A 26,182-nucleotide genomic window follows, 5' to 3' on the forward strand; every position below is an offset into this window, starting at 1 on the left:
TGGCCGAAGCGATTGCGAAGTAATCGGGGGATGACCGGGGAATAACCGTGAGATGGCTGCGAAAACAGTCGAAGAGTAGTTGTAGTTCCTAGATCTGCTCCAGCTCGGCCTTGGCCGGAACGCGCACGCGCAGAGACTTGGGCTCGACACTGAAACGGATATGGCTGGTCGAACCGAGCATATCACCGTCGACCTGAGCCAGCGCAGGCTTTTCGAGTTGGATTTCGGCTTTGACGCCCTGGATCTGGTCCATAGTGGAATTGGTGGAAAGCGGGCTTTGCTGCGCGCGTCCGGTGATGGTCTGGTGCATCACGTCGCCGAAAAGGTTCATCCATCCGAGAATGCCGCCTGAAGTATCGATGATTTCGAAATCGAGCAGTCCGTCGTCGAACGAGGCGTCCGGCATCAGCGAAAACACGGGAATCTGGCCGCAATTGCCGGCCATGAACGTACGGAAATGCAGCTCGCCGACCGTGTGAGAGCTTCCGTCTGCGCTGGTAATGGTGACGGCCCCGCGGTATTTCGGCGCGAACAGATGCTTCATGCCGCCGGAGAAATAGGCGAGCCAGCTGATGTTTTTCTTCAATTCCGGATCGGTGTCGTTGATCATATCGGCGTCGAAACCGATGCCGGCGATGATAAGGAAGGCGTGGGCATGGTCATCGTCGGGACGGTCGAGCAGCGCCATGCGTCCCATGTCGACCATGCGTTCGCCGTGTGAGGTCGCGATGGCCAGTGCCGCATTGATGTCATCGACGGGGATGCCCATGTTGCGGGCGAAAAGGTTGCCGGTTCCGATGGGGATGATGCCTAAGGTGTGCCCGGTGCCGCTTATGGCGCTGGCAACAGTCCGCACGGTGCCGTCTCCGCCCACCGCCACTAGAACGTCGGCTCCGTGTCTCAGCGCCTCAAGCGCACAAACGCGTCCGTCGCGTTGAAGCGTCGTTTCGATAAATTCGATATCAGTGATGTCGCGGTCTTTGCAGAATTCCTCGATATGCAGGCGTGCGCGCGTGGCCTGGGGTTTGGAAGGATTGATAATGAAGGCGTAACGAACCTGGTCGTCGTCACGCTGGTTGAGTCTCTGCACCCTACGCCACCGCCTCCAGGCGCGCCGTCCCAGCGCGGCGGCAACGGCGAGAACACATACCGTAACCACGGCGAGAACGACGAAAAGCACTGTTCGAGACATGGCTCTATTGTGGCGCGATACAGTGACGTTGCGCCCGAAGTTGAAAAAAAGATGAACGAACCCTACACGTTGGTTTGTTGTGGTTCACTTTTCGATTTCGGCGATTCCTGATGATCGTTTTTACTTTTACAGATAACGGCAAAGCATTAGTTCAGGCCGCGAAAACGCGGGGTAAAATGGGTAAGGAAACAAAAACGAAACAATGCCGTCTCACTATTTGTCACCGAATTATCGGGGGCGGACTGGCTTCAATATACTGTGAACCATGTTCGACATGGGGAATGAAGTAGGCACCACGGCCAATGCCGCGTGCCGCTCTTTGATTGTCTCAAATGTCAGCATTTTCGCTTCGACCCGTCGATCGCATTCGTCGTCGACTGTCGTCTGCAGCGGTATTTCGGATTGATTTATTCAGTTTTGTAAACATTCAAATATTGCATTATCGCAACGGCATAATCTGCCTGGTAACGTGTGATGTTTTGCTTCGTATTGGGCAGTGTCCCATTAGAAGCGGATTTTAAAAATCCAAAAACATGAGGGGAAAGTGGATTGTCATGACAAACGAAGAAGATCGTCCGGCAAAGCGGCGGGCAGGCGATGCGCAAGCCGCCGCTACGGTCGAGGCACAGAAAACCAAAGATTATAAGACCGACAGGGCCTTTGCGCTGAAATGGCACGGTCAGGACGTGCGTTGGATGCTGAGCCTTTTCGGCACTGCCATCGGCGCAGGCGTACTGTTTCTGCCGATCGACGCTGGTGGTGCGGGCATCATCGGCATCGTGCTCATGCTGCTTGTGGCCTATCCGCTGGCCTATTTCGCGCACCGGGCGATGTGCCGGTTCGTGCTTTCGGCTCGTAACCCCGATGACGACATCACCGACGTGGTTGAGCAGCATTTCGGCTTCGGTTTCGGCATGGTTTTCACGATTATCTACTTCGTTGAGGTTTTGGTCATTCTGCTGATGTACTCAGTCTCCATCACCAATACCGCCCAAAGCTTCATTGTCAATCAGCTGCACATGCCAGCGCCGCCTCGTTGGCTGCTTTCCCTCGTGCTCATTGCTGTGCTGATTCTCATCATGACCTGCGGAACCCGCGCCGTGACCCGCGTGATGACCTGGCTGACCTGGCCGGTCATCGCCGTGCTGGTGATTTTCGCGCTCTACCTCATCCCGCGCTGGAACCCGTCCATGCTCACCAGCTTTCCTAAGAATGCCTCCGGTGCGTTTGATTTCGGTACGCTCGCGCTGGATTTGTGGTTGCTAGTTCCGGTCATCGTCCTCACGTTCGATCATTCCGCCATTATCTCCTCCTTCTCCGTCAACGTTCGCAGGCGGTACGGCAAGTATTCTGACGACAAGATCGGCAAGATCCTCAAAGTCGGCGAACCCATGATGGTCACCGTCGTGCTCTTCTTCGTCTTAAGCAGCGACCTTGCGCTGACCCCCGGCGATTTGGTAAAGGCCAAAGCGGAAAACGTTTCCATCCTGAGCTATCTCGCCAACATCTTGAATACCCCGGCCATCTCCTGGATTGCCTCCATCACCGCGTTTGTCTGCATTTTCAAGGCGTTCCTCGGCCATTACCTCGGTGTTGAGGAAGGGCTTGGCGGCATCATCCGCAAGGTCGCACACACCAAAGGCGTGGTGGTCGAACGCAAGAAGCTCAACGTCATCGTCAGTGTCCTGATGTTCTTCGCCTGCTGGTTTGTGGCTTGGGCCAATCCCTCCGCCATCGGCATGATTGAGACCATGGCCGGCCCGCTAATCGCTTTCGTGCTACTGCTCCTGCCGATGTATGGCGTCCACAAGGCGCCGGCACTCAAGAAGTACTCCCACAAGATCAGCAACGTGTTCATCGTGGTCGTCGGCCTGGTCGCGGTCAGCGCCATCTTCTACAACATCGTCGAACTGTTCATGTGAGCTGTTGTTCTGAGTGTAGCCACCGGGTAGCCGTAACCGTTGTCGGAATTGGGAGAAACGTGTGGCGGTAACCGATGGCAACAATCCCTGAATAACGACACCAATACGACACCTACAGACGGGCTACAAACCCGCAGTAGGTGTCCCTTTACACAAGTAGGCTTGAAATCATGCTAGATATCCAATTTATTCGTGAACATCCCGACGTCGTGCGCGAATCCCAGCGCAAGCGCGGCGAATCCGTCGAGCTCGTCGATGAGGTCCTGAAACAGGACGAAACCCGCCGCGCCGCACTCAAATCGTACGAGGAAGCGCGTGCCAGCCAAAAGGCGATGGGTAAGAAGGTCGCCGCTGCTCCGGCCGATCAGAAGGCCGCGCTGATTGCGCAGACCAAGGATCTGGCCAATAAGGTCGCCGAATACAAGAAGACTTCCGACGATGCCGCCGAGGCCTATACGAAGGCCATGTGGCAGTTCTCCAACATCGTCGAGCCCGAAGCGCCCGAAGGCGGCGAGGACGATTACGTCGTAGTCAAGAAGGTCGGCACGCCGCGCGACTTCAAGGCCGAGGGCTTCGAGCCTAAGGATCACCTGACGCTGGGCGTCGGCGTGGCCGGCATCGATATGCGTCGTGGCGTCAAGGTCTCCGGTTCGCGCTTCTACTTCCTGCGTGGCGCCGTTGCCCGCATGCAGATTGCCATGCTCACCATGGCCGTCGATCAGGCCGAGGAGAACGGCTTCACACTTGCTATCACCCCGACGCTGGTGCGTCCCGAGGTCATGGCGGGAACCGGCTTCCTCAATTCACACGCCGATGAAATCTATCGTCTGCGCGAACCTGACGACCAGTATCTCGTCGGCACTTCCGAAGTACCGCTTGCCGGTATGCACGAGAACGAGATCCTCGACCTTTCCGATGGCCCTTTGAAGTACACGGGCTGGTCGAGCTGCTACCGCCGCGAGGCCGGTGCCGCAGGCAAGGACACTTCCGGCATCATCCGCGTCCACCAGTTTGACAAAGTGGAGATGTTCGTCTACTGCAAGCAGGAAGATTCCCGCGAGATGCACAAGCAGCTGCTCGGCATGGAGGAGCAGATGCTGGCCAAGGTCGAGGTGCCTTACCGCACCATCGACACCGCCGCCGGCGACCTCGGTTCCTCAGCCGCGCGCAAGTTCGACAACGAGGCTTGGGTGCCGACGCAGGATCGCTACCGCGAGCTCACGTCCACCTCGAACTGCACCGAGTATCAGGCCCGTCGCCTGAACATCCGCGAGCGCACCGAGGACGGCTCCACCCGTCCAGTCTCCACGTTGAATGGCACGCTGGCGACCACCCGCTGGCTCGTCGCCATCCTCGAGAACCACCAGCAGAAGGACGGCTCCATCGAGATTCCGAAGGCCATGCGTCCCTACATGGGCGGCCGCGAGGTCATCGAGCCTACCAAGTGGGAGGCATGAGCGCTGTAGCTGTACGTTGAAAGCGTCGCGGTTCTGCCCAATGCGGATGCATGGTAGAAGTGCGGCGCTTTTGTTTTGGCGGTGAATGGAGCAGCGGTTACGTCGGCGTGTGAGTGTCGGCGGGCGGCTGTTATAATTTCATACGTTGCGTTTGCGGTGCAAGCCGCTAATCGCAACATGGACAGATGTCTGAGCGGTCGAAAGAGACGGTCTTGAAAACCGTTGAGGAGCAATCCTCCGCGAGTTCGAATCTCGCTCTGTCCGCGTCGCAAAATGGGTTCTGGATACTAGATTTATCCGGAACCCATTTGTTTTGCTGGATGCTATGAAACGACCAGCGAAATGTCACGCTTTCGCCGGTCGCACGAACTCATCTGATTCGTGTGCCGCAACCACTGCGCTGTGTGGAGCAGCATTCACAATAAGGGTGGGGTATCATGCCCGGTTCAAGGAAACGGCATAGCGTGGAACTATCTGAGGGAATCTATCGTGGCGATTATCGTCGGAAAATGAATTGAGGAAGCCAACCATTGGGCCGGCATCGGATCAATACGATTGATAGTGCCGTACCATTGTGGGTATTGGCTAGGAGGTTTGCCATGAGAATTAAGGACATCGATCATTTCGTACTGACCGTGGCAAGTATTCCCCGAACGGTGGAGTTCTACACGACGGTGCTGGGTATGCGGGAGCGGACATTTGACTCGGGGCGGACGGCGTTGCTGTTTGGCTCCCATAAGATTAATCTTCATGAGGTCGGCCATGAGATTGATCCCAAGGCCGGTGTGCCGACCCCGGGCAGCGCTGATCTGTGCCTGCTGGTTGAGGGGGATTTGACGCAGATTGTTCGTGAGTTGCGCCAGCGGCGTGTGTCGATAGTGCTGGGGCCTGTGAATCGCACCGGCGCGAGAGGTCCGATACGTAGCATCTATATCCGTGACCCGGATGCCAACCTCATCGAACTGAGTGTTTATCGCTGACGTGTGCCGGCATCCGATTCGATTCGAATACCGGCACATGGCCCAAAAATGGAAGACATGTAGCCAAAACGTACTGGCAAATTGAGTTGAAGCTTCCATCGGAATAACCTAGCGATAACAATTTTTGCGAAATGACTCAATGAAGAGTAGATCCAACTCATAAAGAGATTATTATGAGCACATCTGCAGCACGTACGCGCATTCAAATCAGCACCAAGAAGACACTTAAGGAGCAGGTGGAGAAGCTGTTCGATTCATTGGGCATCGATTTGGGCACGGCGGTCAATCTTTTTCTCGCTCAGTTTGTGAAGGATGGAGGGCTGCCGTTCCGTCCGACTTCGATTTCACCGTTTGAAAGCTCGGTGTTGAAAGCCGCTCGGGAAGAGCCGGTTCATGTGGAGATCACGAATGAGATGGAGGAAATCATCGACCATGTTTGATGTTCTTTGACGTATCCTATGAACCCTCGTTTCTGCGTGTCATGCGTAGGCTTAAACGCAAGCATTATGACATAGCGAAACTGAACCGTGCGTTGGACGCTTTGTAAACGCTGGATACAAACGTGCTGAGGACGAGATATCGCGATCATGCCTTGAAAGGCAACTTCAAGGCGTTCCGTGAGTTGTACGTTGAAAGCGATTAACTGCTCGTCTATCAAATCGTCAACAATACGTTGACGTTTATCCTCACCAGACCGGCAGCCACGAAGACGTGCTGTAAATGTGATTGAAACTAACGGCGGAATATTAATGTATTGTTCCCTGTCGGTAGAAATCGTCGTTATATCAATGTTATCCGGATTCATTTCGAAGGACATTTCCTCTTTGTATTGGCTTATTTGGCCGATGCCCAATGGTTGAGTGTCTTTACCTTTTGCGCGGTCAAGTCTCACTCATGCCTCTCCTCGTATTGACTTCGAGCGCTTGAAGTCAATACAGTGAAATTGAACGTCGCAACAGCGGCGGTGATCAACGCAGAGAGGGCTTGGAAATGGCAATCAAACAGACGGCGGGACATGATCAGTTGGGCGACTTTGCCCCGCAATTCGCGCATTTCAACGACGACGTGCTTTTTGGTGAGGTGTGGGCCGACGAGGATAGCCTTTCGGCGCACGACCGTTCGATGATCACCATCGCGGCGATCATTGCGATGGGTGCGACCGAGCAGCTCGATGCACATCTGAACATGGGCAAGGCCAATGGCATCACCGCCGATGAGATAGCCGCCGAAATCACGCATCTGGCCTTCTACGTCGGCTGGCCCAAGGCCTGGTCCGCGTTCAACCGCGCCAAGCAAGTCTGGAAGTAATATATTTGGTGTGATCGTCATGCCCATTCGTCGCCGGATATTAGGATGGTGTGCATGTGCGGATCGATGCCAGAGAAGAGAGCGACGGACGTGGTGCTGGGGCTCGACGGGGTGCTCGTCCAGTGGGATGGACGACGGCCGATCACTGGGCAATACCCCAAAGGCATCGCCGACATGATGTACGACCCGCGCGACGAGTGGGGCATGGAGTTCTACTTGGCGATGCTGGAAAGCGGATGGAGCGAGGAGCGGGTGCTTGCTTCCTACGAATCGCACCATGGCCCGGCCATCGCTTGGGTGCTCAAGATGTACTTGGACCACGAAGAGGACGGATTTGTCTGTATGCAGCCGGGGATGTCCGGGTTGCTGTTCGATCTTGACGGCGCCGGAATCGGGCTATGGGGATTGGCGAACACAACGAGAAAGCATCTTCGCTTGGCCCAGCGGCGTTTTGGCGAACTTGCCGTATTGCGCGATTTCATGGTTTCATCCGAGCAGCAGTTGCGTTTGCCTGATCCGGTTCTGGTCCGGCGCGCCGTCGAGCATTTCGGTCTCGACTCAGCGACAACGCTGTTTGTCAATGAAGATGCGAGAATTGTCGGCAATCTGAATAATCTGGGTTTCCGGGCAATGGCTTTCAGCGATGCTGATAGTCTACGAAGCGAATTGTTCTGAGATTGGCCTGACATTGTCGCCGATGGCTCTCGACGGTGTTCGGTAGCGTCCGCACAGATGCGGAATCGACCATTGAAAGACGAACGGTCTGCAGGGATTATGGTTTATGGAAGCTAACCGAGGTGTCTAATCCGATCAAATATTTGTTGGATGGACTGGTCTTTTATTTTGGAAAATGCGGGAAACAAGTTGTCGGCAAAGGCAAATCCGCGAAGTCATTGATGTAATGCGTGTCGCGAAACGACTCACACGATCCGACGGTCGGCGGCCCAGCGGGTGAGTTCGGTGCGGTTGGAGAGCTGGAGCTTTTTCAGCACGGCGCTGACGTGGGTTTCGACCGTCTTGATCGAGATGAACAGTTCCGCCGCAATCTCCTTGTAGGTGTAGCCGCGTGCGATGAGGCGCATGACTTCCTGCTCACGGTGGGAGAGCTTGTCGAGTTCATCATCGTGCTCTGCGGCACCTGCCCCTTGGAAGGTCGAGAGCACGAAACCGGCCAGTTTCGGTGAGAAAACGGCATATCCTTCGTGAACCTGGATGATCGAGGAGATCAGGTCGCCGCCGCTGATGGTTTTGGTGACGTATCCGCGTGCGCCCGCGCGGATGACCGCGCCGACATCCTTCGGTGAATCGGAGACGGAAAGCGCGAGGAACGCCGAATCGGGGGAGAGCGGGTGCGATTTGAGCAGAATTTCCGCGCCGCCGCCGCCCTCGCCGCCGGGAACGTGGACGTCTAGCAATACTACGTCCGGCTTGGTGTCGGCAATCATTGCCACCGAACCTTCCACATCAGGTGCCTGCCCAACGATGGTGAAATGTGGGCTCAGCGTTGCAATGACGCCGGCGCGAAACATCTCGTGATCGTCAACCACGGCCACACGAATAGAGTGATGTCTGGTGCCCGATTCGTTGTCGTGTTGCGCGTTGGCGCCGTCCGCTTTGCTCCTGCCGCTCGTAGTCTGATTTGAATTGTTGCCGTTCATGCTTTCCTCGTTGTCATCAATTCTATTTGGCGCTGCTGCCAATTACGTTCATTCATCTGTATTCCATGCTTCATCAGTTTATGAAGATGAACGATTTTCGAATTTTGCGGATCATTGTTTGACTGTTTTCGTTTGCGCTGCTTCCGCCATTGTGTCATCAGCGCTGCCGTTTTCCTTCGGAATCGGCATGGTCATGTGAACTTCCGTGCCCCAGTTCGGCCGGGAGACGATCTTGACGTTGCCGCCGCGCCGTTCGATGCGGCCGATGATGGATTGGCGGATGCCGAGCCTGTCCGGGGGGATGGCGTCCTGATCGAACCCGTCGCCATGGTCGCGTACGAAGACCTCGGCCTGTTCCGCCCCGACCTCGCAATAGACCGAAATCGGTTCCCCGCCATGCTGCACGGCGTTCAGCATCGCCTGTTCGCTGGCGTTGAGCAAGGCGTCGGTCTGGGCGCTGGGACGGGTGTCGCCGACGCTCACCACGTCGATTGGTTCGCCGAATTCGTCCTCGATATGCGCTGCGATCTCTTTCAGGCCCGAGCTCACCGAACGGTCGGAGGGAATGCGTTCCTGATAGAGCCACCGGCGCAGCTCGCGCTCCTGCTTGCGTGCCAAAGTGAAGACGGTTTTGGGCTCATCGCTGTGCAGCTGGATGAGGGCGAGCGTCTGTAGCACGCCGTCGTGCAGGTGGGCGGTCATGTCGGCGCGTTCCTCCTCGCGTTCCTTCAGTGCGTGCTCGTGGCTCAGTTCGTGGATGAACCGGTTGGCCAGCGGGATGATGGCCAGTGCGACTCCTACAAGCAGCGCTACTCCGGCGATTGCAGCGGAAAATGGCAGGTGATGGCTGAATGTCTCGGAATCGGCGCAAACGAAATAGCCCAGAGCCATCAGTGCCACGCCGATAAGAAGATAGCGTATCTGCCCGTCCTCGGCGTTGAAACGGATCCAGGCCACGCCGATGCCGCAAAGGGCCATGAAGATGCCGAAAGTGAGGTCACTTGGCAGCGGGCTGTTTTCTAGTATTACGGCCAACGCGATCAACACGATTCCGACAAGCGCGATAATTGAGGGTTTTGAAGCGTTCTTGAACGCTTGGGCGAGGTTTTCCGGGCCGTTGCCCGATTCGTCGCTTTCGACGCTGTCGGCATTGGATACGGCTGATGGTGATTGGGAAGACGATGAGAAACGTTGTGCTGTCTGTTGTAAGATATCGGCAGTATCGGTCGCATTGGGTGTGCTGAAACCGTCGAAAGCTTCGTTTTGTCCGTTTGCTGTATGGTCTACGTTCCCGTATGACAATGGCGCATGTTCGTTCTTCCACGCTGCTTCGCGCTGTTCGCGCTCGGCGGTAAGCGGGTCTCCAGCGGGAACGAACGCCCACAGGAAGATATAGGCCACGATACCGGCACCGAACAGGAACGTCGCCGCGATGAACGCGAGGCGAATCCAGACCACCGGCACGCCCAGATGCAGGCTCAGCCCCCGGCATACTCCGCAGAAGATGCGTTTCTTTTTCGGTCGGAGCAGGGGCAGGCGCTGTTTCGGGGTCACGGGGAATCCGCCCACTGGAGCGTAACGATGCCATGAATTTGGCTGGCGGTGGGGTGCGCTCGATCCGGGAGACTGCGTTGGGTTCGATGGCTTCATACTTCCATTGTGCATGATTTTGCAAGGTTCAGGGTATCTTTTGGCAAAAATCAGGGTTAAATCAGGGTGTTCCCTGACCCTTTTGAGCGTTTCGGAATGTTGTAATAGAACCATGAGCAACAACATGTACGGCAACGGCTACCAACAGCCGAACAATATGAGCAATCCTGTGCCTCCTCGGCACGACAAGATCGACCGTTTCTTCGCGTGGATTCGTGGCAGCGGCCTGATGCGCGGTAACAACCGCTGGATCGCCGGGGTATGCGACGGCATTGCGGTGCGGTATGGGCTGAGCCCCGTTTTCGTGCGTGCCGTAGTGGCTGCTTCCACGTTGGTCTTCGGCTTCGGTGCGGCCTTCTACGCGGCGGCGTGGGTGCTGTTGCCGGATTGTCGGGATGGCAGGATTTCCGGCGAGGAACTGGTGTACGGTCATTGGCAATGGTCACTGCTTGGCCCGATCATCTTCATCCTGATTGCGGTCGTCTCGCCTGGGGTCGGTGTGCTGCTCGCCCTCATTGCCGTAGCGGTGCTGTTGATCATGATCAACAGTCTTGCCAACAAAGCGCAGCGTCAGCGCGGGGCGACGTTTGTCAATAACGGGCGGGAAACGCAATATCAAGGCCAGTATCAAGATCATTATCGAGGCCAATGGGAGCAGCCATGGCAAGACCAATATCGTCAGCCGGGGCCGATGCCCTATAGCTCATCCGGCAACGTAAACCAGACTTTTAATGCGAATACGCAGCCCTCCCCATATGCACCACAGCCTACCGACGAAAGCCAGAGCAACGCGCAGGCCCAATCCCAAGGAACCAACGAGGCGACGTTTCGCGAACCAGAAGGTATGAAGTCGGGCGACCGCTTTGACGATGCTGCTGATGCCAATACGTATCAGAACGATTCAAGTGTGAATCCGGATGATTTGCGAGGCGATGGTGATGATGGTGGTTCCTTGCGCCAGCCGACTTTGCCTTTTGCCAACGGCTCGTCGCAGGCCTATGCCGCCCCACCCACGTATATGGCCGAGTCGGTGAAATCCTATCGGGATAGCATCGTCCAGAATGCCACGAAAACGTGGGGGCCGAGGCACGTGCGACGTAAGCCGGCCGGTTTTGTGGTCGTTTTGCTTGCGCTGGGCGGCATTCTGCTGTCGGGCGCGTTGGTTGCAATACAATGCTTCAGCAATGGCGGCTATATGGGCACGATTTTCCAATACGGGACGTTCTGGATCGGTGGGGTGCTGATAGCGCTCGGCGTACTCACCGCCATACTCGGCTTGGCCGGGCGTCGGGCCGGAGGGTTGCACCCGATGGTCTGGATCGCCGCGTTCGTGGCGGTGGTCTTTCTTATCGGCGATATCGGATATTCCGCGGTGCTGACCGGTTCGGAGCAGCAAAGCCAGGGCTATCACCAGATTGATGTCAGTGGTTTCAAAGCCATCGATGCCAGTAATGACCGGCAGTTTAAAAAACTTGCGGAAGGGACTGCGATTAAAGGCCACCGGCTTGACGACGATGCGGTGAACATCGACTTCAGCGATTACGCCAAAACGCACGGCAAGCACGAGGTCACGCTGAGAGACGGCAGCACCGTTCAGTCCGGTTGCCCGACCGGGACCATTCGCCTGACCGACAGACAGACGACGGTTTTCGTCACTCTGCCCGCCGGCTGCTCCTACGAGCTCAGCCATGAATCCGACGCAAAAGTCGATGGCAGTGTGCTCGGTGTCGATACGGATGACGGCGAAATCATCATCAACGGAGTATATGCAGGAAGCGAAATCGGCACAAGGTCGTTGGGTAGCGGCTATGTTGCCATCGGCCGCAATATGCAGGTCGGCATCGGTGGCATGAGCTATCAGCGCATCGGTTACGGCAGCGGCTATGGCAACGATCAGGACTACCAATGGTTCGCCCTCAACAAGAAAATGCCGAAGAACGGGCCGGAACTCATCATCGATGCTCCCTATATCGTCGAGGGGCGCGTCACGGTGCAGTATCCCGCCGAAAGCACGGTGCCGAGCTATGCGCAATTTGCCAAAGGCAAGACCGAAGGAGCGTGGAGACGATGACGATGACCGGCGAATCGAATGCGAACGAGGAGAACGATATGACGGATTCTGCAACCGAGAACGATATTACTGAGACTGTCGCTATGCCTGCCCAGAATGCCAGCGCTGACGCTGCTGCCGCCGATACAGAAGTCATGCCGAATCAGAGGGCTGATAATGACGTGACAGAGGCCATCCCGGCTTCGGTCAATAGTCTCGATATGGCTGAAGCTGAAGATGATAATCACACAAACAGGGATAATCCTGCAAATGATGCGTCGACGGAAGCGGAAACTGAAACCGTAGACGAAACCGGGGCTGGCAGCGAGACCGGAACGAAAACATGGACAGAAGCCGGAACGCAATCCGATGATGCTACGGCTCAGATGCCACGACAGAACGGATATGCGCCGCCGTCGAACTTCGCGGATGGTAGCTCCGCTCCATCCGGCGCCTACGTGCGTGTGCCGCGCGATGTGCCGCAGCAGATGCCGAAGCCGCAGCCGCCCGCCGGGCCCAGCAAGGCGACCATTGTGTTCAGCCTGCTGCCGCTGTTCCTGGGAGCGCTGATGCTGATTGCCGGCTCGGCGTTTCCGATGGTCTTCGCGCCGATACCCGGGGGCGTCGATGTGCGCTCGCTGATCGCCATCGGCATCGTTGCACTGGGCGGGTTGCTGATTGCGCTGGCGGTGCTGCTCGGCTTGGCATCGCTGATTCACCAAGGTGCGGCAAAGTGGAGGGCCAGAAGGCGGCGATAAACTGTTGTGAATCACTGTCGATATATCGACAATGCCGGTGCGGCGAGGGAGGACGTTGCGCCGGCATTTTATGATTTGATATCACATTCGGCTAATAAGCAATAAGAACGCGGGTAATCATTGCTGCTCCGGTTTTCGGCGATTTTGTAAATATGAGTTATATGGCATAAAGCCCGAAGAACGCCATTGTCACCAGTGACGTTACCGCTGCGATGACGCATAGTGCTGCGACGACGAAGTGTGCGGGAGTCCAGAAGCCTTGGGGTTGTTCGCTTCTCGGATTCCTGCTGCCGCGCGAACGCCAAAGTTCCATAATCAGCCGAGTGAGCAACGCGATGTTGATTAGCGCGATGACTTGCATCAACGTCCAGCCCCAAGTGAGCAGCGTACCTCGCGAAGTGAGCGTCAGTGCCGACTTCGCCGCGATGATGACGTAAACGAAGAACATCGCGATGCCCAGCACCGCGCAACAGCTGTTCAAGGTCAACGCTGTTGTGAGGCGATGTGGGAACCGGCTATGATCAGTGTCCCCCCAAGAGAGTCGAACTCTTGTTGTTTTTGTCGAAGATTGGCCCACGACATTTTTGCTATCCGAATTTAAGAAACCTTGCTTGGAGCGTTTCCTTGCATGACCGATTGCAATACAGATACCGACGATTCCTGCCATTAACACACACAGCACAATCGCTGCCAACAGCACCAATATCGTGCTCAACGACCCGATAATCCCGGGTTTGACGACGGCGGGGACGCCGAACCGTTGGTGCGGCTGGTTTCCGGCGGTTTGCGGCGTGACCCAATCACCCGCTTTGGTTCCAGCAGCAATGGCGTTCGTCCAGTCTTCGAGGTCGTGTGTATAGTGCGTATCGAGCGGCAGACCGGGCACGGAGGTATGCGCGCCGACGCGCATCTGGTGGTTGGCATGGTAGTAGCGCACGAGCACGTTGCGATTGCCGGCCGCACGAGTGGCGTCGACGATATCGGTCGCGCCCTGCTCAATAGGCATGGAAAGATCGTCCGTGCCGAAGCTGATCAACAGAGGCATGGTGAGGTCTTTCAAATATCGTTCGGCCGGAAAATCGGCATATTGCAGCCCAAGCGGGGCGAAATCGAGACTGATGAACTTGTCGACATCGCGGTTGAGGCCTTTGGGCGCACCGATATAGTCGACGTAGGTATTGGCAGCCATGGCCATCTGCCGGCGCCCGGAAACCGCCGGGGGTGAGGTCAACATCATAAAAGGAATTGCGCCGGGGTGACGGTGCGCCATCGCTTCGGCAATCCACGTGCCTTCGGATTCCGCGTAGATGCCGGCTTGCGCGGAATTGACATCTGGTTGCGCTCGCAGATCTTTCAGCGAGGTCATATAGTCTTCGGCCATCGCGTAATAATCGCGGTGGAACGTGGTGTAAGTATCAAGCCGCTTGTCGGGCACGAGCGTGACGATGCCCGCCGAGCTCATGGCCGAAGCGATGTCGCCATAGACCTCGCTGGCTTTGCCGGTACCAGCCCCGTGGATGAACAGGACCGCCGGGCGTCGGCCCGGAGCGCCGATCGGGGAGCGCAGAATGGCGTTGATGGTGACGTTCGGGGCAAGTTTGATGTGAAGGTTGGTAGTCTTTACCTGATAGGTACCTTCTTGGACGGTTTTGAGTACATTTTTGGTATTGGCATGGTGGTCGGTTTCGCCAGTTTTCCCAGCTTGGATATCAGTATTATGGGCGTTGCCGGTATCTTCTGCCGATGCGTTCGCTACTACGGTGTCACGGGCTCGTATAGCGGAATTTGCCGAAGCCACCTTGATATGCTGTGTCAGCGGTTTCGCGCTCCATGGGGTTGTCATTGCGGTGCCCAGTGCCGTCAAAACGGCGATAAGGGCGGCAAAGACGGCCAAGGAGGGAAGGAATCGTTTCAGCAATCGCATGCGTGCCACTCTATCTCATTCTCGATATTTTTCAGTTATCTTTACGCTTGGTAGCACGGAATGAGAATTTCCGAGAAATTGCGTGATAGTGCTGTGATGTGTAGCAGGGAAGACGAATAGGCTGACTTTTTGTGCTTCCCTGCTGTGGGATTGGGCTGGCGAATATCAAGAAATGGCTTGTTTCCGCGCAAGTCTGTCTTTGGATGACCGTCGCCAGCAGCACAGAATAAGAAATTTCGTGTTCAACGAGTTCAGTGCTATATTGGCGCAATTTGGCATCGACGTTTTGCTATCATCGTTATAAAAATCACAGAACGTACAGAGATGTGTATTGATTCACTATTGCAACGCCTCGGCATCGTCGAGCGACTTGAATCCGCCGAGCAGCACGGTGTTGCGGATGGTCTCTTCGGTCAAGTTGCGCTTGGCTGCGGCGAGACTGGCGATGAAGTCCTGGTACAGCCCAAACGTCTTGTCGGAATAGGTGCCGAGCTCACCGCGCAGGTAGGTCTCGAACGACGTGTTTTCGTGGGTGTCTTCGGCCGTGCGCAGCACGCGCATCTCGCGGCCGAGCTTGGGGTAGCGGCCGCGGAAATCGTCGGCCCAAGCCACCTGCTGCGCGATGACCTTCTCCTGAGCCGCCTTGCGTTCGGCGGAACGTGCAGGAATATACGGCTCGATATTGGTGTGGTATTCCTCCGGCCAGGTCGAGATCATCATGCGCCCGTATTTCTCAGTGATGAGATTGCGGCCTATCTTGTCCGCCTCATCAAGGTCGTCGGCGTAGCTTTCGAGCAGCGGTACGGGCCAGGTGGCGAACTGGCTGAGACGCATCTGGTGGAAGGTCGGCCAATTGCCTTGGCAGGCCGCGCGCCCACCTTCGTTGTCGGTCTTCTGGAACTGGTCCCATTCGTGTTTCACCACACGTTCCATCAGTTCGATTCGGGCTTGGTCTTCCGCAGAAACGTTTTCCTGCGCCTCTTGCCTCGTTGCGTTTTCAGTCATGGTTGCTCTTTTCTTCGGTATGCCCGTCTCACATATCGTTGTTGACTTATTCGTTGATGTGCTGCCATCAACTCTAGTGGCTTTACAAGGTATTGCGTTCAGCGCGTTTATGGGTTTACAGACTATGCAGCACCGGATTGTCGCTGCCGATATGCGCCTCGACGTACGGTCGCTGCCATTCCAGGAACTCCTCGTCGCTGTTGGTGAGTCCCTCGTTCTTGAGTTCCGCGACGATTTCGCTACAGATGTGTTCGACGGTGCTCTGTACCTGCTCTTGTGCTGGAGCCGAACCCTTGCCGCCCTCGCCGAATCCGACACCGCCGAAGCAGGCCGCCGAGGAAAGGCGCAGGATGGTTTCGAGTTGCTCGCAGACGTCCGGCAGGACGGTCGACATCCGCTCGGAAAGCCGTCGTAACGCGGCGAACTGCCACTTGTAATACGGCATATATCCGGCGCGGATCGGCTCATTCAGAAGGAAGACGAACGAGCAGACGTTCGTTGTGAACTCGCGGATGGAAAGCCATGCCGCCGCGCCGTCACCGCGCTTGAGCATGCGGGGGAGGTTGTACTGCCCGGCTTGCGCGATCATGCCGAGCCGGCGCGAAATCAGCGAAAGCCGCACGTCGTCGGGCATCATCTTGAAGCCCTGCCGCGTTTTGGAGACGGCACCGAGCGGATCGGCGAAGATCTCGCCGTTGGTCGCGGCGGCCAGCGTCGGCTCGTCGAGCAGCAGCCATTCGTGTGGCTTGCTTTCGCTGGGCGCAGCCGGATAGCCCGTGATGCCGGCGAAGAAATCGCCGATGCGGAAGACGCCGGTACGCCGTGAGCCGCCCTGCGCGCGTGCCGTGGATTCGCGTGGTCCGAAGCCCATGAATTCCTGCGGCAGCGTCTCGTAGTCGGCCTGCAACTGTTCGCCAATCGCGTCGTAATCCTCGTCGGTGAGCCACAGGCAGAAACCGGGCCCGAAATCGTGGTCCTGCGAATACTGGTCGTCGAATCCATAGCATTCCGAGCCGTGCCCGACCAGTCCTGCGGCAATGCGCCCCTGATATTCCGGGTATTTCTGCGCGATCATCGGCTTGCCACACTGCTCCCAATAGGCACGTGCGAGCTTGAGTCCCGAGATGGACGGTTTGGTTGCGGCCAAAGGTGCGGAGCCCGTCTTTGCAGTGTTTTCGTCTGGGAACGTTTCGTGTTGTGTTTCTTCAGAGATTGATTCGTTTACATTCCTCGCTGCTTCCCGCGCCTCCCGTGCGGTTTCCTCGACCTGCGCCAGATTTCCTGCGGTGATCCGGTAATAATCGGTATCAACGCCGTAGCATTCTTCGATGACTTTGAGCGCCTGACGATAGGAGTCGATGGCCTTGTCAAACATTCCAGCCGCGAAGCAGGTCTGTGCGTACCCGGCCAACGCCGAAGCAAAGTGTGCGCTGTGTTCAAGGTGTCCGTTCTTGTAGATTTCCAGCGTTTTGGAAGAGTGCTTCATCGCTTGCTCAAGCAGCGAATCGGCGGTTTCGGAAGAATCGGAATCCTTGGAGTTTCGGGCTTGTTCGCCCTGGCCGCTCTGTCCATTCTTCCCGTTTTGCGCCGCTTCTGTTGCCCGCTGCAGCAGAACCAGTGCCAGATTGGTATGTGTAGAGGCCACGTCGATATCGGTTTCAGGATCAGTGCTTGAAGCTTCGAGGATGGAAAGCGCCTTCTCGAGTTCCTGCTGCGCCGCTTTCAATTTCCCGGTCTCGCTATACAACATGGAAATGTTGTTGTGCAATGCCGCCATTCGGCGGTCGGTGGGTGCCAGTGTCTTTTGTGCCGACGCCAGCGCCTGCTTGTACAAATCCTCAGCCTGGTCGTACTGCTTGGCCGCGCGCATCCCGGTTGCCGCGTTGATGAGCGTGGTCGTCCAAGCCTCGGTACCCTCGATGCCCATCTTTAGCCCAAGTTCCAGCGCACGCTGGATGACCCATTGATTGTCCTCGTGCCGCCCGTGTGAACGGTAGAATCCCATGGTCTCGTTCAACACGGTCAGAAGCCCCGCGTCATCCCCGGCGTTTTCCGCATCAACCATGGCCTGTTTGAGGTACGGTTCGGCCTTGTCCTTCGCCTCGTGTGCGTCGAACAAAGCATCGAGCCCTTTCAAAAATTGGTCGGTGTCAAACGTGGCGTTGGGCGTCGGTGCGGCGGCATTGTTCGGGTCGCTGGCATCATCGGATTCTCCCGAAATCGAAGAATGCTCTTCGCTGAAAGCTCGCAAAAGTTCCTCAGGCGTCTTACCCTGCGTGTTGTCGTCCATGACTGCTCCTTCGTCGTACCTGTTTCAAGTCTATTGCCAGATATGATATTCGTAGCCCTCATTTCGGTGTGAGCTATGTCACAGGATAGTATTTTTCCCATAAAGCTCGTATCGGAAAAACTTGCGTATTTTCGACGTACCGGCACGCTAGACTGACCATAGATAAAAGGAACAGGTTTGTTGCGGTTATGGCTGGCAAGTGGCAGGAGAGCAGCGGTGAAGGATAGGGGAATTGAGCGTTCCGGCGATGAGTTGATGGTTTCAGGGGTATCCGCCAATCTCGGAGCCGATTCGCGCGGCGGCAACTCTGAAGATGTCGTCAATCGTCAAAGTGCGTCAATTCCAGCTGAATCGGTCAACATGGGGATTTGGTCGAAGTTCGTCAACTTCCTGCAGCCGTCGAAAGTCGGCTTGCTGATTCCCGCCGTGCTCGGATTCATGGTCGCCTGCTCGAGCCAGGCTGCCCAATTCGGCTGGGTTCCCTTCGATCACGTCTATCTTTATCTGCAGACGGTCTGCTACGCGGTGCTGTTCGCTTTGTTATATATGGTCGCATACCGAGGTGTGGAATTTGCGAGAACCCATGCATTCGAGCGTTCGGGCAAGATAAGCGCCGCCAAAAACGAAATATCTTCAAAGAATATTTCGAATAATGGCGTAGGCAATAACGATTCCGTGATTTCGCCGGAAAAGGGCACTGCGGTTATCGCCTCTGCCGCCAAGCCTCATAAGCGTTTCGTGGCCGTTCGCCGTTACTTCCGTTTCCGCTACGTCGAGCGTCCGTCCGCCATCGCCGCCGATGCCTCGATATTGCTGTGCTGCTGGCTGCCGTATATCATTCTGCTGTTTCCGGGCGTCATCCATTTCGATACCGGCGACCAGATCGCGGAATATTATGGCATGCCGCTTTACGGGATGAACGCCGGCAAGATCTGGGACCATCACCCCTTCCTCGACACCTACCTTTACGGCTGGTTCGCGGCGCTTGGCAAGGCGCTGTTCGATAATTACAACATCGGCATGTATATATACGCGCTTTTGCAGGCCGTAGGATTCGCCTTCGGCGTCGCGTGGATGCTGGCGTATCTCGGCCGAACCAGTCTCAACCGCAAGATGCTTCATGGTTTCGCCGCGTTCTTCTGCTTCTTCCCGGTGGTGCCGATGTGCGTCATGTCAATCGCCAAAGACACGACCAACGCGATGTTCTTCATTCCATGGGTAGTAATGTATTGCAAATTGGTCGATACCAAACTCGACCTCTTGCGCAACCCGTGGTTCGTCGTCGCGTTTGTGCTGGACGGACTGCTCGTGGCGCTGACCCGCAAACTCGGGCTCTATATCATCGTGCTCTGCCTGTTGGCGCTGGTCGTTGGCAGGTTTGCTGCGAAACTCAAGGCGGCTGCCGTGGCGCTTGCGGTGGTGCTATTCGTCATTGTGGACATGGCGATACCGAAATTCGTTTTCCAACATATCAACGTGGTGCCAGGTACGCCGGAAGCCGCGCTTGCCTTGCCGATTCAGATGATGGCACGGTCCGCGCATGACCATCCCGACGATATCAGCGATGAGGATCGCGATGCGGTCGACAACTACCTTGAATATTCATGGGACGAAATCAGCCAGAACTACGACCCGTGGCTTGCGGTACCGGCCATCGGCTGGACGGTGAAGGGCAAGGTCCCGGTTTCACGCCTCGCCAAGGCTTGGCTCGACGTCGGTCTGCGCCATCCCGATTCGTATCTACAGGGTTTCTTCTGCCTTGAGGCGGGTTGGATGACCTTCGATGCCTTCAGCGTCAAGGACCAGCCGATTCCCAAGCCGGTTTCCGTGGTGATGCTGCCGATGACCACTTCCGACACCGCCGCCTATACCTACGGCGTGCTCCAGCCGCACACCCCGCCCACAGAGGCCAGCGAGACGGTGAAGCAGCTTTACCGTACCGTCGTCGATATGCCAGGTATCAATATTCCGTTCTTTATGGCATTGTGGACGACGGTTTTGCCGGGATTCGTATTGTATTACTTATGGAGACGCAGGAAAGAACAACGGCGCAAAATTTTTGCGTTGGTTAGGAACGAGGATAGCGCTGGTGACCATTCGGATGGCCGAACGGACGGGTTGGTCCACGCCGATAACAAGGCAAGCGAATCCCAACGTATTGATGTTTACGGTCAAAGTGATGGTCTTGCTGCAAGCTTCATGACCCGTGCCGTATCATCTGGACGGAGCCTGCTGCTCAAATGCATGCCTTGGTTGTTGACTGCCGCGAGTCTCTATGTCTGTGCCGAAAGCCTGTCGCGGCCAGGGCGTCCGTCACCTACAAGATTCGTCTTCCAGCTGGTGCTGATTACCCCCATGGTGATTGGGTTCATGTGCTCAGGCCGTGGATCTCAAGAATCCACCGAAGTCGTCTCAGCTGATTCCAAGTACTGATTTCTATCGAAACGTATGAGTCGAATCCTGCGTATGAAGTAATTGCGTCGGGTATGTCTAAGCGTTCCTGCAGACGAATCCAGACTACGGGTTCTCACACGTCAATCGGCTGCAAGCGTTCGTAGGCGTCGGTGTCGGTTTCGTAATGCAATGAATAGACGGCAAGCAGGATGGTGGCCGCCAGCGCGAAGGGGATGCCGCCCAAAGCGATGAAATGGTAGTTCATATGTGACACGGTGAGCATGCCGCCGCCGACCATGGAACCGACCGCATTGCCGAAATTGAACGCGACCTGTACCGCGGCACCGCCGATCAGTTCGCCGCCGCCTTCACCGGCTTCGGCCATCAGCAGCTGTTGGGGAGTAGAGACGAAGAACATCGCGAAAGCGATGATGAAGGTGAAGATGGCGGTGTCGATTTTGTTGCCAGGTACGAAGAACACCAGAACCATGCCGATAACGCTGAGGCATTGGCCGAGTCCTGCCGTTCCTGCACTGCGCCAGTGGTCGGTCAAGTGCCCGCCAGCTAGTCCGCCGATTACCATTGCGAAACCGGCAAGCATCATCAAGAACGGAACAGTGCCGGAAGCATAGCCGCCGACTTTCTGCAGCCACGGCGAAACGTAGCTCCACCAGCTGAAGATGCCGGTATTGCCGGTGAAGACCGCAAGCAAAATAACCCACGGCCCCGGCTTTCTCAGGAATTTGAACTGACCGAGAATACCGGTGTCCTTGACCGGTTCGATATGAGGCACCCACACCGCCACCAGTAGCATGGTCAGGGCTGCGATGCCTGCAAGGATAAGGAAGGCAAGGCGCCAGGAAACATACTCGGCGATGAACGTTCCGGCAGGTACACCAAGCATATTAGCCACAGTCTGACCGGTGATGGTGAGGCTCACCGCCTTGGCTTCCTTACCCGGGTCGGCGAGCGTTTTGGCCACGAGCGCCGAAGTTCCGAAGAACGCGCCGTGGGGGAGTCCGGAGATGAAGCGGCCGATGACGAGCAGGGTGGCGTTCGGGGCGAACGAGCTGAACAGGTCGCCGACGAAAGCGATGGCCATGAAAATCAGAATGAGTTTTTTCGGCCCCATCTTACGGCCGAAAATCAGCATCAACGTGCCGACGCACACACCGATGGCATAGGCCGAGATAAAGTTGCCCGCCGTGGGGATGCTTACGTGCATGTCCCGTGCCGCTTGGGGCAGGATGCCCATCATCACGAATTCTGCGGCCCCGTATGTGAACGCACCGCAGGCCAGTGCGAGCAGGCTTCTCTTCAACTTGACTCCTTGTAAATGTGCTCCGTAATTTCCAAGATGCTGCGTCATACCGATAATGTCTTATAGAAACAGACACAGCAAAACAAACGTGAATAGTGCTCGGGGGTCCTCTTCTCGTAGTCTCATAGCAATAAGGTGAAACGACGTATCCCGTGCGTCTTAGACATGACGAAACCCCTTGAAAATCAAGGGGTTTCCAGTTGGTCGGGCTGGCGAGATTTGAACTCGCGGCCTCTTCGTCCCGAACGAAGCGCGCTACCAAGCTGCGCTACAGCCCGATGAACAACAGCAATCATGATACAACGACCCCGTCGACGAGTCTAGTATGCGTGTCGGCATACATATTTATTGGTCGTTGAACCGCAGAATCATGGCGTGTATCGGCTGCTCGGTACACTCGGAGATTATGAGCGAAACGAATGAAACCGGTGAAAACCGGAATGAAAAAGAGGCCGAGACCCCGGTAATGTCCACTGTCGAGCGTGCGGAGCTGCGCCTCAAGCAGGACGAGGCCATCGCCGAAAACATCAACGAAGGCAAGTCCTTCGACGAATCCATCGACCCGACCAACAAGGAATTCGGCCCGGAAGGCCAGCCTGAGCAGGTGCAGATGCGCGTGGCCAAGCGTGCCCAGATGTTGAAGGATGGCGTCAACCCATACCCGGTCGTCGTCCGCCCGAGCGATACCATCCCTGCCGTCCGCGCCAAGTACGACGGCAAGCTCAAGGCCGGGCAGGAGACACAGGATGTGGTCTCGATCGCCGGACGTGTGCTCTTCCTGCGCAACGGCGGCGGCCTCTGCTTCGTGCAGCTTTCCGCTGGCGACGGCACCAAGATCCAGGGCATGATCTCCAAGAAGGAGATCGGAGCGGACTCGCTGAAGGCATTCAAGCAGTTCGTCGATTTGGGCGACCACCTCTACCTCAAGGGGCGCGTGATCGCCTCCAAGACCGGTGAGCTCTCCGTCTTCGCCAGCGAGTGGAAGATCGCAGCCAAAGCGTTGCAGCCTCTGCCGGCCCTGCACAAGGAGCTGACCGAGGACACCCGCACGCGCAAGCCGTATATTGGTATGATCGCCGACGAGAAGATCCGCGACATGGTTCGCAAGCGCTCCAAGGTCGTCTCCTCGCTGCGCAATACCTTCGCCCAGGACGACTTCCTCGAGGTCGAGACCCCGATGCTGCAGACCGTCCATGGGGGAGCGGCGGCCCGTCCGTTCACCACCCACATGAATGCCTTCGATATCGACCTCTACCTGCGCATCGCGCCGGAACTGTTCCTCAAGCGCTGCCTCGTCGGCGGCATCGAGCGTGTTTTCGAGATTAACCGTGACTTCCGCAACGAGGGTGTCGACGGCACACACGCCCCGGAGTTCACCATGCTTGAGGCCTATCAGGCTTATGGCAACTACGACACCATCGCAGCCCTGACGAAGAAGCTCATCCAGCAGTCGGCCATCGACGCATTTGGTTCCACCAAGGTGACGCTTCTCGACGGTAGTGAATACGACTTCGGTGGCGAATGGAAGCAGATTTCCATGTACGACTCGCTGTCCGAGTCGCTCGGCGAGGAGATTACGCCGGAAACCTCCGTTGACCACCTCGGTGCCATTGCCGACAAGCTCGGTGTGGAGCGCGACGAGGTCGAAAACCACGGCAAGCTGGTCGAGCATCTTTGGGAGCACTTCTACGAGGCCGATCTCGGCGCGACGGTGCCGACCTTCGTGCGTGACTTCCCGGTGGAGACCAGCCCGCTCGTGAAGGCCCACCGCTCCAAGCCCGGCGTGGTGGAGAAGTGGGACCTTTACGTGCGCGGCTTCGAACTGGCGACCGGCTATTCCGAGCTCAACGACCCGGTGGTGCAGCGTCAGCGCTTGGTCGATCAGGCCAAGGACGCGCTCGCCGGCGATGTCGAGGCGATGGATATCGACGAGGACTTCCTCGAGGCCCTTGGCGTCGGTATGCCTCCGACCGGCGGCATGGGCATGGGCATCGATCGTCTGCTGATTGCGCTGACCGGCGCCACCATCCGCGAGACCATCACCTTCCCGCTGGTCAAGCCGCTCAACTAATCATCAATTATCGTAATGCATTATTATAATGGCCTCATCTGTTTTATGCGGGTGGGCCATTTTTTAGACACCCGATCTGCCGGAATCGGAACAAACGTGAGGATTTGCCGGTTCGAGGTGAGAAGGAAGGCGGCGCAGGCGGTAACGGGGAATGTTTGCGCATTGCGTTGAGGGAATAGCAGAAAACTTGAAGATTGGAGTTTAGACAAGATGAAGAATCTGGATTTGTGGGTCAACGGGCTGCGCCCAAAGACATTGCCGGCATCCATCGCACCTGTTTTGGTCGGTATCGCCGCGGGGTATCGTCTGTTGAAATCTCAGCCTGCTGGATGTTCCACTGGTAAGAAAGAGGTTCAAGCTTGTGTGGCTGAGCCTACCGGTTTGAGCTCCCTGTCCGCCGGCATCGATTGGGGAAAGTTCGTTCTGCTTGCACTTCTTTGCGTGGTGGTTGCGCTTTTCATTCAGATTGCTGCCAACTTCGCCAATGATTATTCGGATGGCATTCGTGGCACCGACGAGGGCCGCGGCGACGCGGAAGTCAAGACCGCCAAACCCCAACGTCTCACCGTTTCCGAGCGCGTCAAGCCCGGTCAGGTGCTCGCCGCTGCCGGTGTCAACGCCTTCATCGCCTGCGTGTCAGGTCTGGCCATCACCATTGTCACTGGCCACTGGTGGCTTATCGTCCTTGGCGTTCTGTGCCTGCTCGCCGGCTGGTTCTATGTCGGAGGCAAACATCCCTACGGTTATGCCGGTTTCGGCGAGGTCGGTGTCTTCATTTTCTTCGGCCTGGTGGCGGTGCTTGGCACACAATATGTGCTTACCGGCCGTGTCAACGCCGAAGGAGTTCTGGGAGCAGTGCTTTGCGGCCTGTTCTCCTGCGCCATCCTTATGGTCAACAATCTGCGTGACGTCGATGAGGACAAGATCAGCGGCAAGATGACCCTTGGCGTGCGTCTCGGCCGGAAGAACGCGCAGACCGTCCTGTTCGTTACCTACCTGGTGCCGCTGGTGATTACAGTAGTTGGCGCTTTTGTTCCTCTGGTGATGCTGTTCCGCCAATTCAGTGTCGGCGGCGTTATTCTTGCGGTTTTGGCCGTTATCTTCGCGATGGTGTGCATCAAGGCGGCGACGGGATTGGTACGTAGTGTCAACGGCGGTAACTTCGTCAAGGCCCTGCCTATGTGCAGCATGACGATTCTTCTGTTTTCGATTGTCTTTATCATTGTGGAGATCGCTCTGACGCTCTAAGAGCCATCGGTATGGCTTCGGAGCGGCAATAGGTTCATAGGGGGTTTGAGCGTGTGTGGCAGACGATACTGTGAACGTTAACGATTTTGCCGCCATACCGTCCCATTCATCGCCTACCATTGAACTATGTCTTATAGATTAGTATTGCTCCGGCACGGCCAGAGCGCATGGAATAAAACAAACCAATTCACCGGTTGGGTGGACGTTCCGCTTACTGAGCAGGGCGTCGAAGAAGCCAAGCACGGTGGCCAGCTTCTCAAAGAGAAGAATGTCCTTCCCGACATCGTCTTCACTTCGTTGCTGCGTCGCGCGATCAACACCGCCAACTACGCCCTGGACGAGGCTGATCGCCTCTGGATTCCTGTCAAGCGCAGCTGGAGGCTCAACGAGCGTCACTATGGCGCCCTGCAAGGCAAGAACAAGTCCGAGATCCGCGAGAAGTACGGCGACGAGAAGTTCATGATTTGGCGTCGTTCCTACGGCACCCCGCCGCCAGAGATCGATCCGAGCGACAAGTTCTCGCAGAACAGCGACCCGCGTTACGCCGGTGATCCGGTCCCCGAGACCGAGGCTCTGGCCAACGTCGTTGCCCGTGTGACGCCGTACTGGGAATCCGAAATCGTCCCCGAGCTCAAGAGCGGCAAGACCGTTCTGATCGCCGCGCACGGCAACTCGCTGCGTGCCATCGTCAAGATGCTTGACGGCCTTTCGGAAGAGGAAATCTCCAAGGTCAACATTCCTACGGCCATCCCGCTGGTTTACGAGCTGGATGAGAACATGAAGCCGATCAAGCCTCGTGGCGAGTACCTCGACCCTGAAGCCGCTGCCGCCGGCGCTGCTGCCGTGGCTGCACAAGGCCAGGCCAAGAAGTAAGTTTCGACTTTACTTTCGATAATTAAAAGGCGAACCGCATCGATATTGCGGTTCGCCTTTAACTGTTTTATCAATAAATTG

Annotated in this window: 20 protein-coding genes and 2 tRNA genes; 13 read left to right on the forward strand and 9 right to left on the reverse strand. The window is 56.6% G+C overall.

From position 1 onward, the window contains the following. Positions 1-88 precede the first annotated feature (88 nt). Entirely contained in the window at positions 89-1,192 is a 1,104-nt protein-coding gene (locus OZX70_RS02490; protein ID WP_277181668.1) for a diacylglycerol kinase family protein, read from the reverse strand. Positions 1,193-1,746: 554 nt separating this feature from the next. Between OZX70_RS02490 and OZX70_RS02495 the strand changes: the two genes are divergently transcribed. From OZX70_RS02495 to OZX70_RS02515, 5 genes are all read left to right on the forward strand, one after another. Continuing rightward, positions 1,747-3,114, forward strand: coding sequence for an aromatic amino acid transport family protein (locus OZX70_RS02495; protein ID WP_277181669.1), 1,368 nt, complete (start codon positions 1,747-1,749; stop codon positions 3,112-3,114). 170 nt (positions 3,115-3,284) lie between these two features. Beyond that, on the forward strand, positions 3,285-4,571 hold the full coding sequence (gene serS / locus OZX70_RS02500; protein ID WP_277181670.1) for a serine--tRNA ligase: 1,287 nt from the start codon (positions 3,285-3,287) through the stop codon (positions 4,569-4,571). Between the two features lie 179 nt (positions 4,572-4,750). Beyond that, positions 4,751-4,835: transfer RNA gene (locus OZX70_RS02505), tRNA-Ser, on the forward strand. 335 nt (positions 4,836-5,170) lie between these two features. Next, a complete protein-coding gene (locus OZX70_RS02510; protein WP_277181671.1) occupies positions 5,171-5,551 on the forward strand; it encodes a VOC family protein in 381 nt (126 codons plus the stop codon). A 173-nt stretch (positions 5,552-5,724) separates the two neighbouring features. Beyond that, the gene (locus OZX70_RS02515; RefSeq protein WP_277181672.1) at positions 5,725-5,991 is read left to right on the forward strand and encodes a type II toxin-antitoxin system RelB/DinJ family antitoxin; all 267 of its coding nucleotides are present in this window, start codon (positions 5,725-5,727) and stop codon (positions 5,989-5,991) included. On the opposite strand, the gene OZX70_RS02520 is transcribed toward OZX70_RS02515, so the two are convergent. Next, the gene (locus OZX70_RS02520; protein WP_277181673.1) at positions 5,943-6,443 is read right to left on the reverse strand and encodes a hypothetical protein; all 501 of its coding nucleotides are present in this window, start codon (positions 6,441-6,443) and stop codon (positions 5,943-5,945) included. The two genes, OZX70_RS02515 and OZX70_RS02520, sit on opposite strands and share 49 nt — an antisense overlap. 98 nt (positions 6,444-6,541) lie before the next feature. Here OZX70_RS02520 and OZX70_RS02525 point away from each other — a divergent pair, with 98 nt between their 5' ends. Together OZX70_RS02525 and OZX70_RS02530 are read left to right on the forward strand one after the other, a co-directional pair. Then, positions 6,542-6,859, forward strand: a complete 318-nt coding sequence (locus tag OZX70_RS02525) for a carboxymuconolactone decarboxylase family protein (RefSeq protein WP_277181674.1) — start codon at positions 6,542-6,544, stop codon at positions 6,857-6,859. Between the two features lie 66 nt (positions 6,860-6,925). Then, on the forward strand, positions 6,926-7,534 hold the full coding sequence (locus OZX70_RS02530) for a hypothetical protein (protein ID WP_277181675.1): 609 nt from the start codon (positions 6,926-6,928) through the stop codon (positions 7,532-7,534). 245 nt (positions 7,535-7,779) lie between these two features. Here OZX70_RS02530 and OZX70_RS02535 read toward each other — a convergent pair whose 3' ends face one another. After that, on the reverse strand, positions 7,780-8,517 hold the full coding sequence (locus OZX70_RS02535; RefSeq protein ID WP_277181676.1) for a response regulator transcription factor: 738 nt from the start codon (positions 8,515-8,517) through the stop codon (positions 7,780-7,782). A 111-nt stretch (positions 8,518-8,628) separates the two neighbouring features. Continuing rightward, on the reverse strand, positions 8,629-10,167 hold the full coding sequence (locus tag OZX70_RS02540) for an ATP-binding protein (protein ID WP_277181677.1): 1,539 nt from the start codon (positions 10,165-10,167) through the stop codon (positions 8,629-8,631). Positions 10,168-10,279: 112 nt separating this feature from the next. Here OZX70_RS02540 and OZX70_RS02545 point away from each other — a divergent pair, with 112 nt between their 5' ends. Further along, positions 10,280-12,238, forward strand: a complete 1,959-nt coding sequence (locus OZX70_RS02545) for a PspC domain-containing protein (protein WP_277181678.1) — start codon at positions 10,280-10,282, stop codon at positions 12,236-12,238. Next, entirely contained in the window at positions 12,235-12,975 is a 741-nt protein-coding gene (locus OZX70_RS02550; RefSeq protein WP_277181679.1) for a hypothetical protein, read from the forward strand. The genes OZX70_RS02545 and OZX70_RS02550 overlap by 4 nt, the downstream gene beginning before the upstream one ends. Positions 12,976-13,132: 157 nt before the next feature. Here the strand turns inward: OZX70_RS02550 and OZX70_RS02555 are convergent, their stop codons facing one another. The 3 genes from OZX70_RS02555 to OZX70_RS02565 form a co-directional block, all read right to left on the reverse strand. Continuing rightward, positions 13,133-14,899 (reverse strand): acyl-CoA thioester hydrolase/BAAT C-terminal domain-containing protein, encoded by a 1,767-nt coding sequence (locus tag OZX70_RS02555; RefSeq protein WP_277181680.1) that lies wholly within the window; start codon positions 14,897-14,899, stop codon positions 13,133-13,135. Positions 14,900-15,238: 339 nt separating this feature from the next. Further along, the gene (locus OZX70_RS02560; protein ID WP_277182077.1) at positions 15,239-15,832 is read right to left on the reverse strand and encodes a DUF4125 family protein; all 594 of its coding nucleotides are present in this window, start codon (positions 15,830-15,832) and stop codon (positions 15,239-15,241) included. Positions 15,833-16,019: 187 nt separating this feature from the next. Then, positions 16,020-18,194, reverse strand: coding sequence for a DUF4037 domain-containing protein (locus OZX70_RS02565; RefSeq protein WP_277181681.1), 2,175 nt, complete (start codon positions 18,192-18,194; stop codon positions 16,020-16,022). Positions 18,195-18,410: 216 nt separating this feature from the next. On the opposite strand from OZX70_RS02565, the gene OZX70_RS02570 reads away from it, so the two are divergent. After that, on the forward strand, positions 18,411-20,627 hold the full coding sequence (locus OZX70_RS02570) for a DUF6020 family protein (RefSeq protein WP_277181682.1): 2,217 nt from the start codon (positions 18,411-18,413) through the stop codon (positions 20,625-20,627). A gap of 94 nt (positions 20,628-20,721) precedes the next feature. Here OZX70_RS02570 and OZX70_RS02575 read toward each other — a convergent pair whose 3' ends face one another. Together OZX70_RS02575 and OZX70_RS02580 are read right to left on the reverse strand one after the other, a co-directional pair. Next, a complete protein-coding gene (locus OZX70_RS02575) occupies positions 20,722-21,909 on the reverse strand; it encodes an MFS transporter (RefSeq protein WP_277181683.1) in 1,188 nt (395 codons plus the stop codon). Between the two features lie 201 nt (positions 21,910-22,110). Next, positions 22,111-22,187: transfer RNA gene (locus OZX70_RS02580), tRNA-Pro, on the reverse strand. Positions 22,188-22,315: 128 nt separating this feature from the next. Between OZX70_RS02580 and lysS the strand changes: the two genes are divergently transcribed. The 3 genes from lysS to OZX70_RS02595 all read left to right on the forward strand — a co-directional run bounded on the left by lysS (position 22,316) and on the right by OZX70_RS02595 (position 26,101). Further along, a complete protein-coding gene (gene lysS, locus OZX70_RS02585) occupies positions 22,316-23,980 on the forward strand; it encodes a lysine--tRNA ligase (RefSeq protein ID WP_277181684.1) in 1,665 nt (554 codons plus the stop codon). Between the two features lie 210 nt (positions 23,981-24,190). Further along, the gene (menA, locus tag OZX70_RS02590; protein WP_277181685.1) at positions 24,191-25,228 is read left to right on the forward strand and encodes a 1,4-dihydroxy-2-naphthoate octaprenyltransferase; all 1,038 of its coding nucleotides are present in this window, start codon (positions 24,191-24,193) and stop codon (positions 25,226-25,228) included. 126 nt (positions 25,229-25,354) lie between these two features. Then, positions 25,355-26,101: a phosphoglyceromutase gene (locus OZX70_RS02595; RefSeq protein ID WP_277181686.1), complete on the forward strand. Its 747-nt coding sequence runs from the start codon at positions 25,355-25,357 to the stop codon at positions 26,099-26,101. Positions 26,102-26,182: the final 81 nt, after the last annotated feature.

Source organism: Bifidobacterium sp. ESL0732, assembly GCF_029395535.1.
GTDB lineage: Bacteria > Actinomycetota > Actinomycetes > Actinomycetales > Bifidobacteriaceae > Bifidobacterium.

Excerpts from the sequence above, each read along its gene's own strand:
- serS (WP_277181670.1), top strand. The coding sequence starts at position 3,285 with ATGCTAGATATCCAATTTATTCGTGAACATCCCGACGTCGTGCGCGAA.
- OZX70_RS02495 (WP_277181669.1), top strand. The coding sequence starts at position 1,747 with ATGACAAACGAAGAAGATCGTCCGGCAAAGCGGCGGGCAGGCGATGCG.
- OZX70_RS02540 (WP_277181677.1), bottom strand. The coding sequence starts at position 10,167 with ATGAAGCCATCGAACCCAACGCAGTCTCCCGGATCGAGCGCACCCCAC.
- OZX70_RS02525 (WP_277181674.1), top strand. The coding sequence starts at position 6,542 with ATGGCAATCAAACAGACGGCGGGACATGATCAGTTGGGCGACTTTGCC.
- OZX70_RS02550 (WP_277181679.1), top strand. The coding sequence starts at position 12,235 with ATGACGATGACCGGCGAATCGAATGCGAACGAGGAGAACGATATGACG.
- OZX70_RS02530 (WP_277181675.1), top strand. The coding sequence starts at position 6,926 with ATGCCAGAGAAGAGAGCGACGGACGTGGTGCTGGGGCTCGACGGGGTG.
- OZX70_RS02555 (WP_277181680.1), bottom strand. The coding sequence starts at position 14,899 with ATGCGATTGCTGAAACGATTCCTTCCCTCCTTGGCCGTCTTTGCCGCC.
- menA (WP_277181685.1), top strand. The coding sequence starts at position 24,191 with ATGAAGAATCTGGATTTGTGGGTCAACGGGCTGCGCCCAAAGACATTG.
- lysS (WP_277181684.1), top strand. The coding sequence starts at position 22,316 with ATGAGCGAAACGAATGAAACCGGTGAAAACCGGAATGAAAAAGAGGCC.
- OZX70_RS02535 (WP_277181676.1), bottom strand. The coding sequence starts at position 8,517 with ATGAACGGCAACAATTCAAATCAGACTACGAGCGGCAGGAGCAAAGCG.
- OZX70_RS02595 (WP_277181686.1), top strand. The coding sequence starts at position 25,355 with ATGTCTTATAGATTAGTATTGCTCCGGCACGGCCAGAGCGCATGGAAT.
- OZX70_RS02565 (WP_277181681.1), bottom strand. The coding sequence starts at position 18,194 with ATGGACGACAACACGCAGGGTAAGACGCCTGAGGAACTTTTGCGAGCT.
- OZX70_RS02490 (WP_277181668.1), bottom strand. The coding sequence starts at position 1,192 with ATGTCTCGAACAGTGCTTTTCGTCGTTCTCGCCGTGGTTACGGTATGT.
- OZX70_RS02510 (WP_277181671.1), top strand. The coding sequence starts at position 5,171 with ATGAGAATTAAGGACATCGATCATTTCGTACTGACCGTGGCAAGTATT.
- OZX70_RS02545 (WP_277181678.1), top strand. The coding sequence starts at position 10,280 with ATGAGCAACAACATGTACGGCAACGGCTACCAACAGCCGAACAATATG.
- OZX70_RS02560 (WP_277182077.1), bottom strand. The coding sequence starts at position 15,832 with ATGGAACGTGTGGTGAAACACGAATGGGACCAGTTCCAGAAGACCGAC.
- OZX70_RS02515 (WP_277181672.1), top strand. The coding sequence starts at position 5,725 with ATGAGCACATCTGCAGCACGTACGCGCATTCAAATCAGCACCAAGAAG.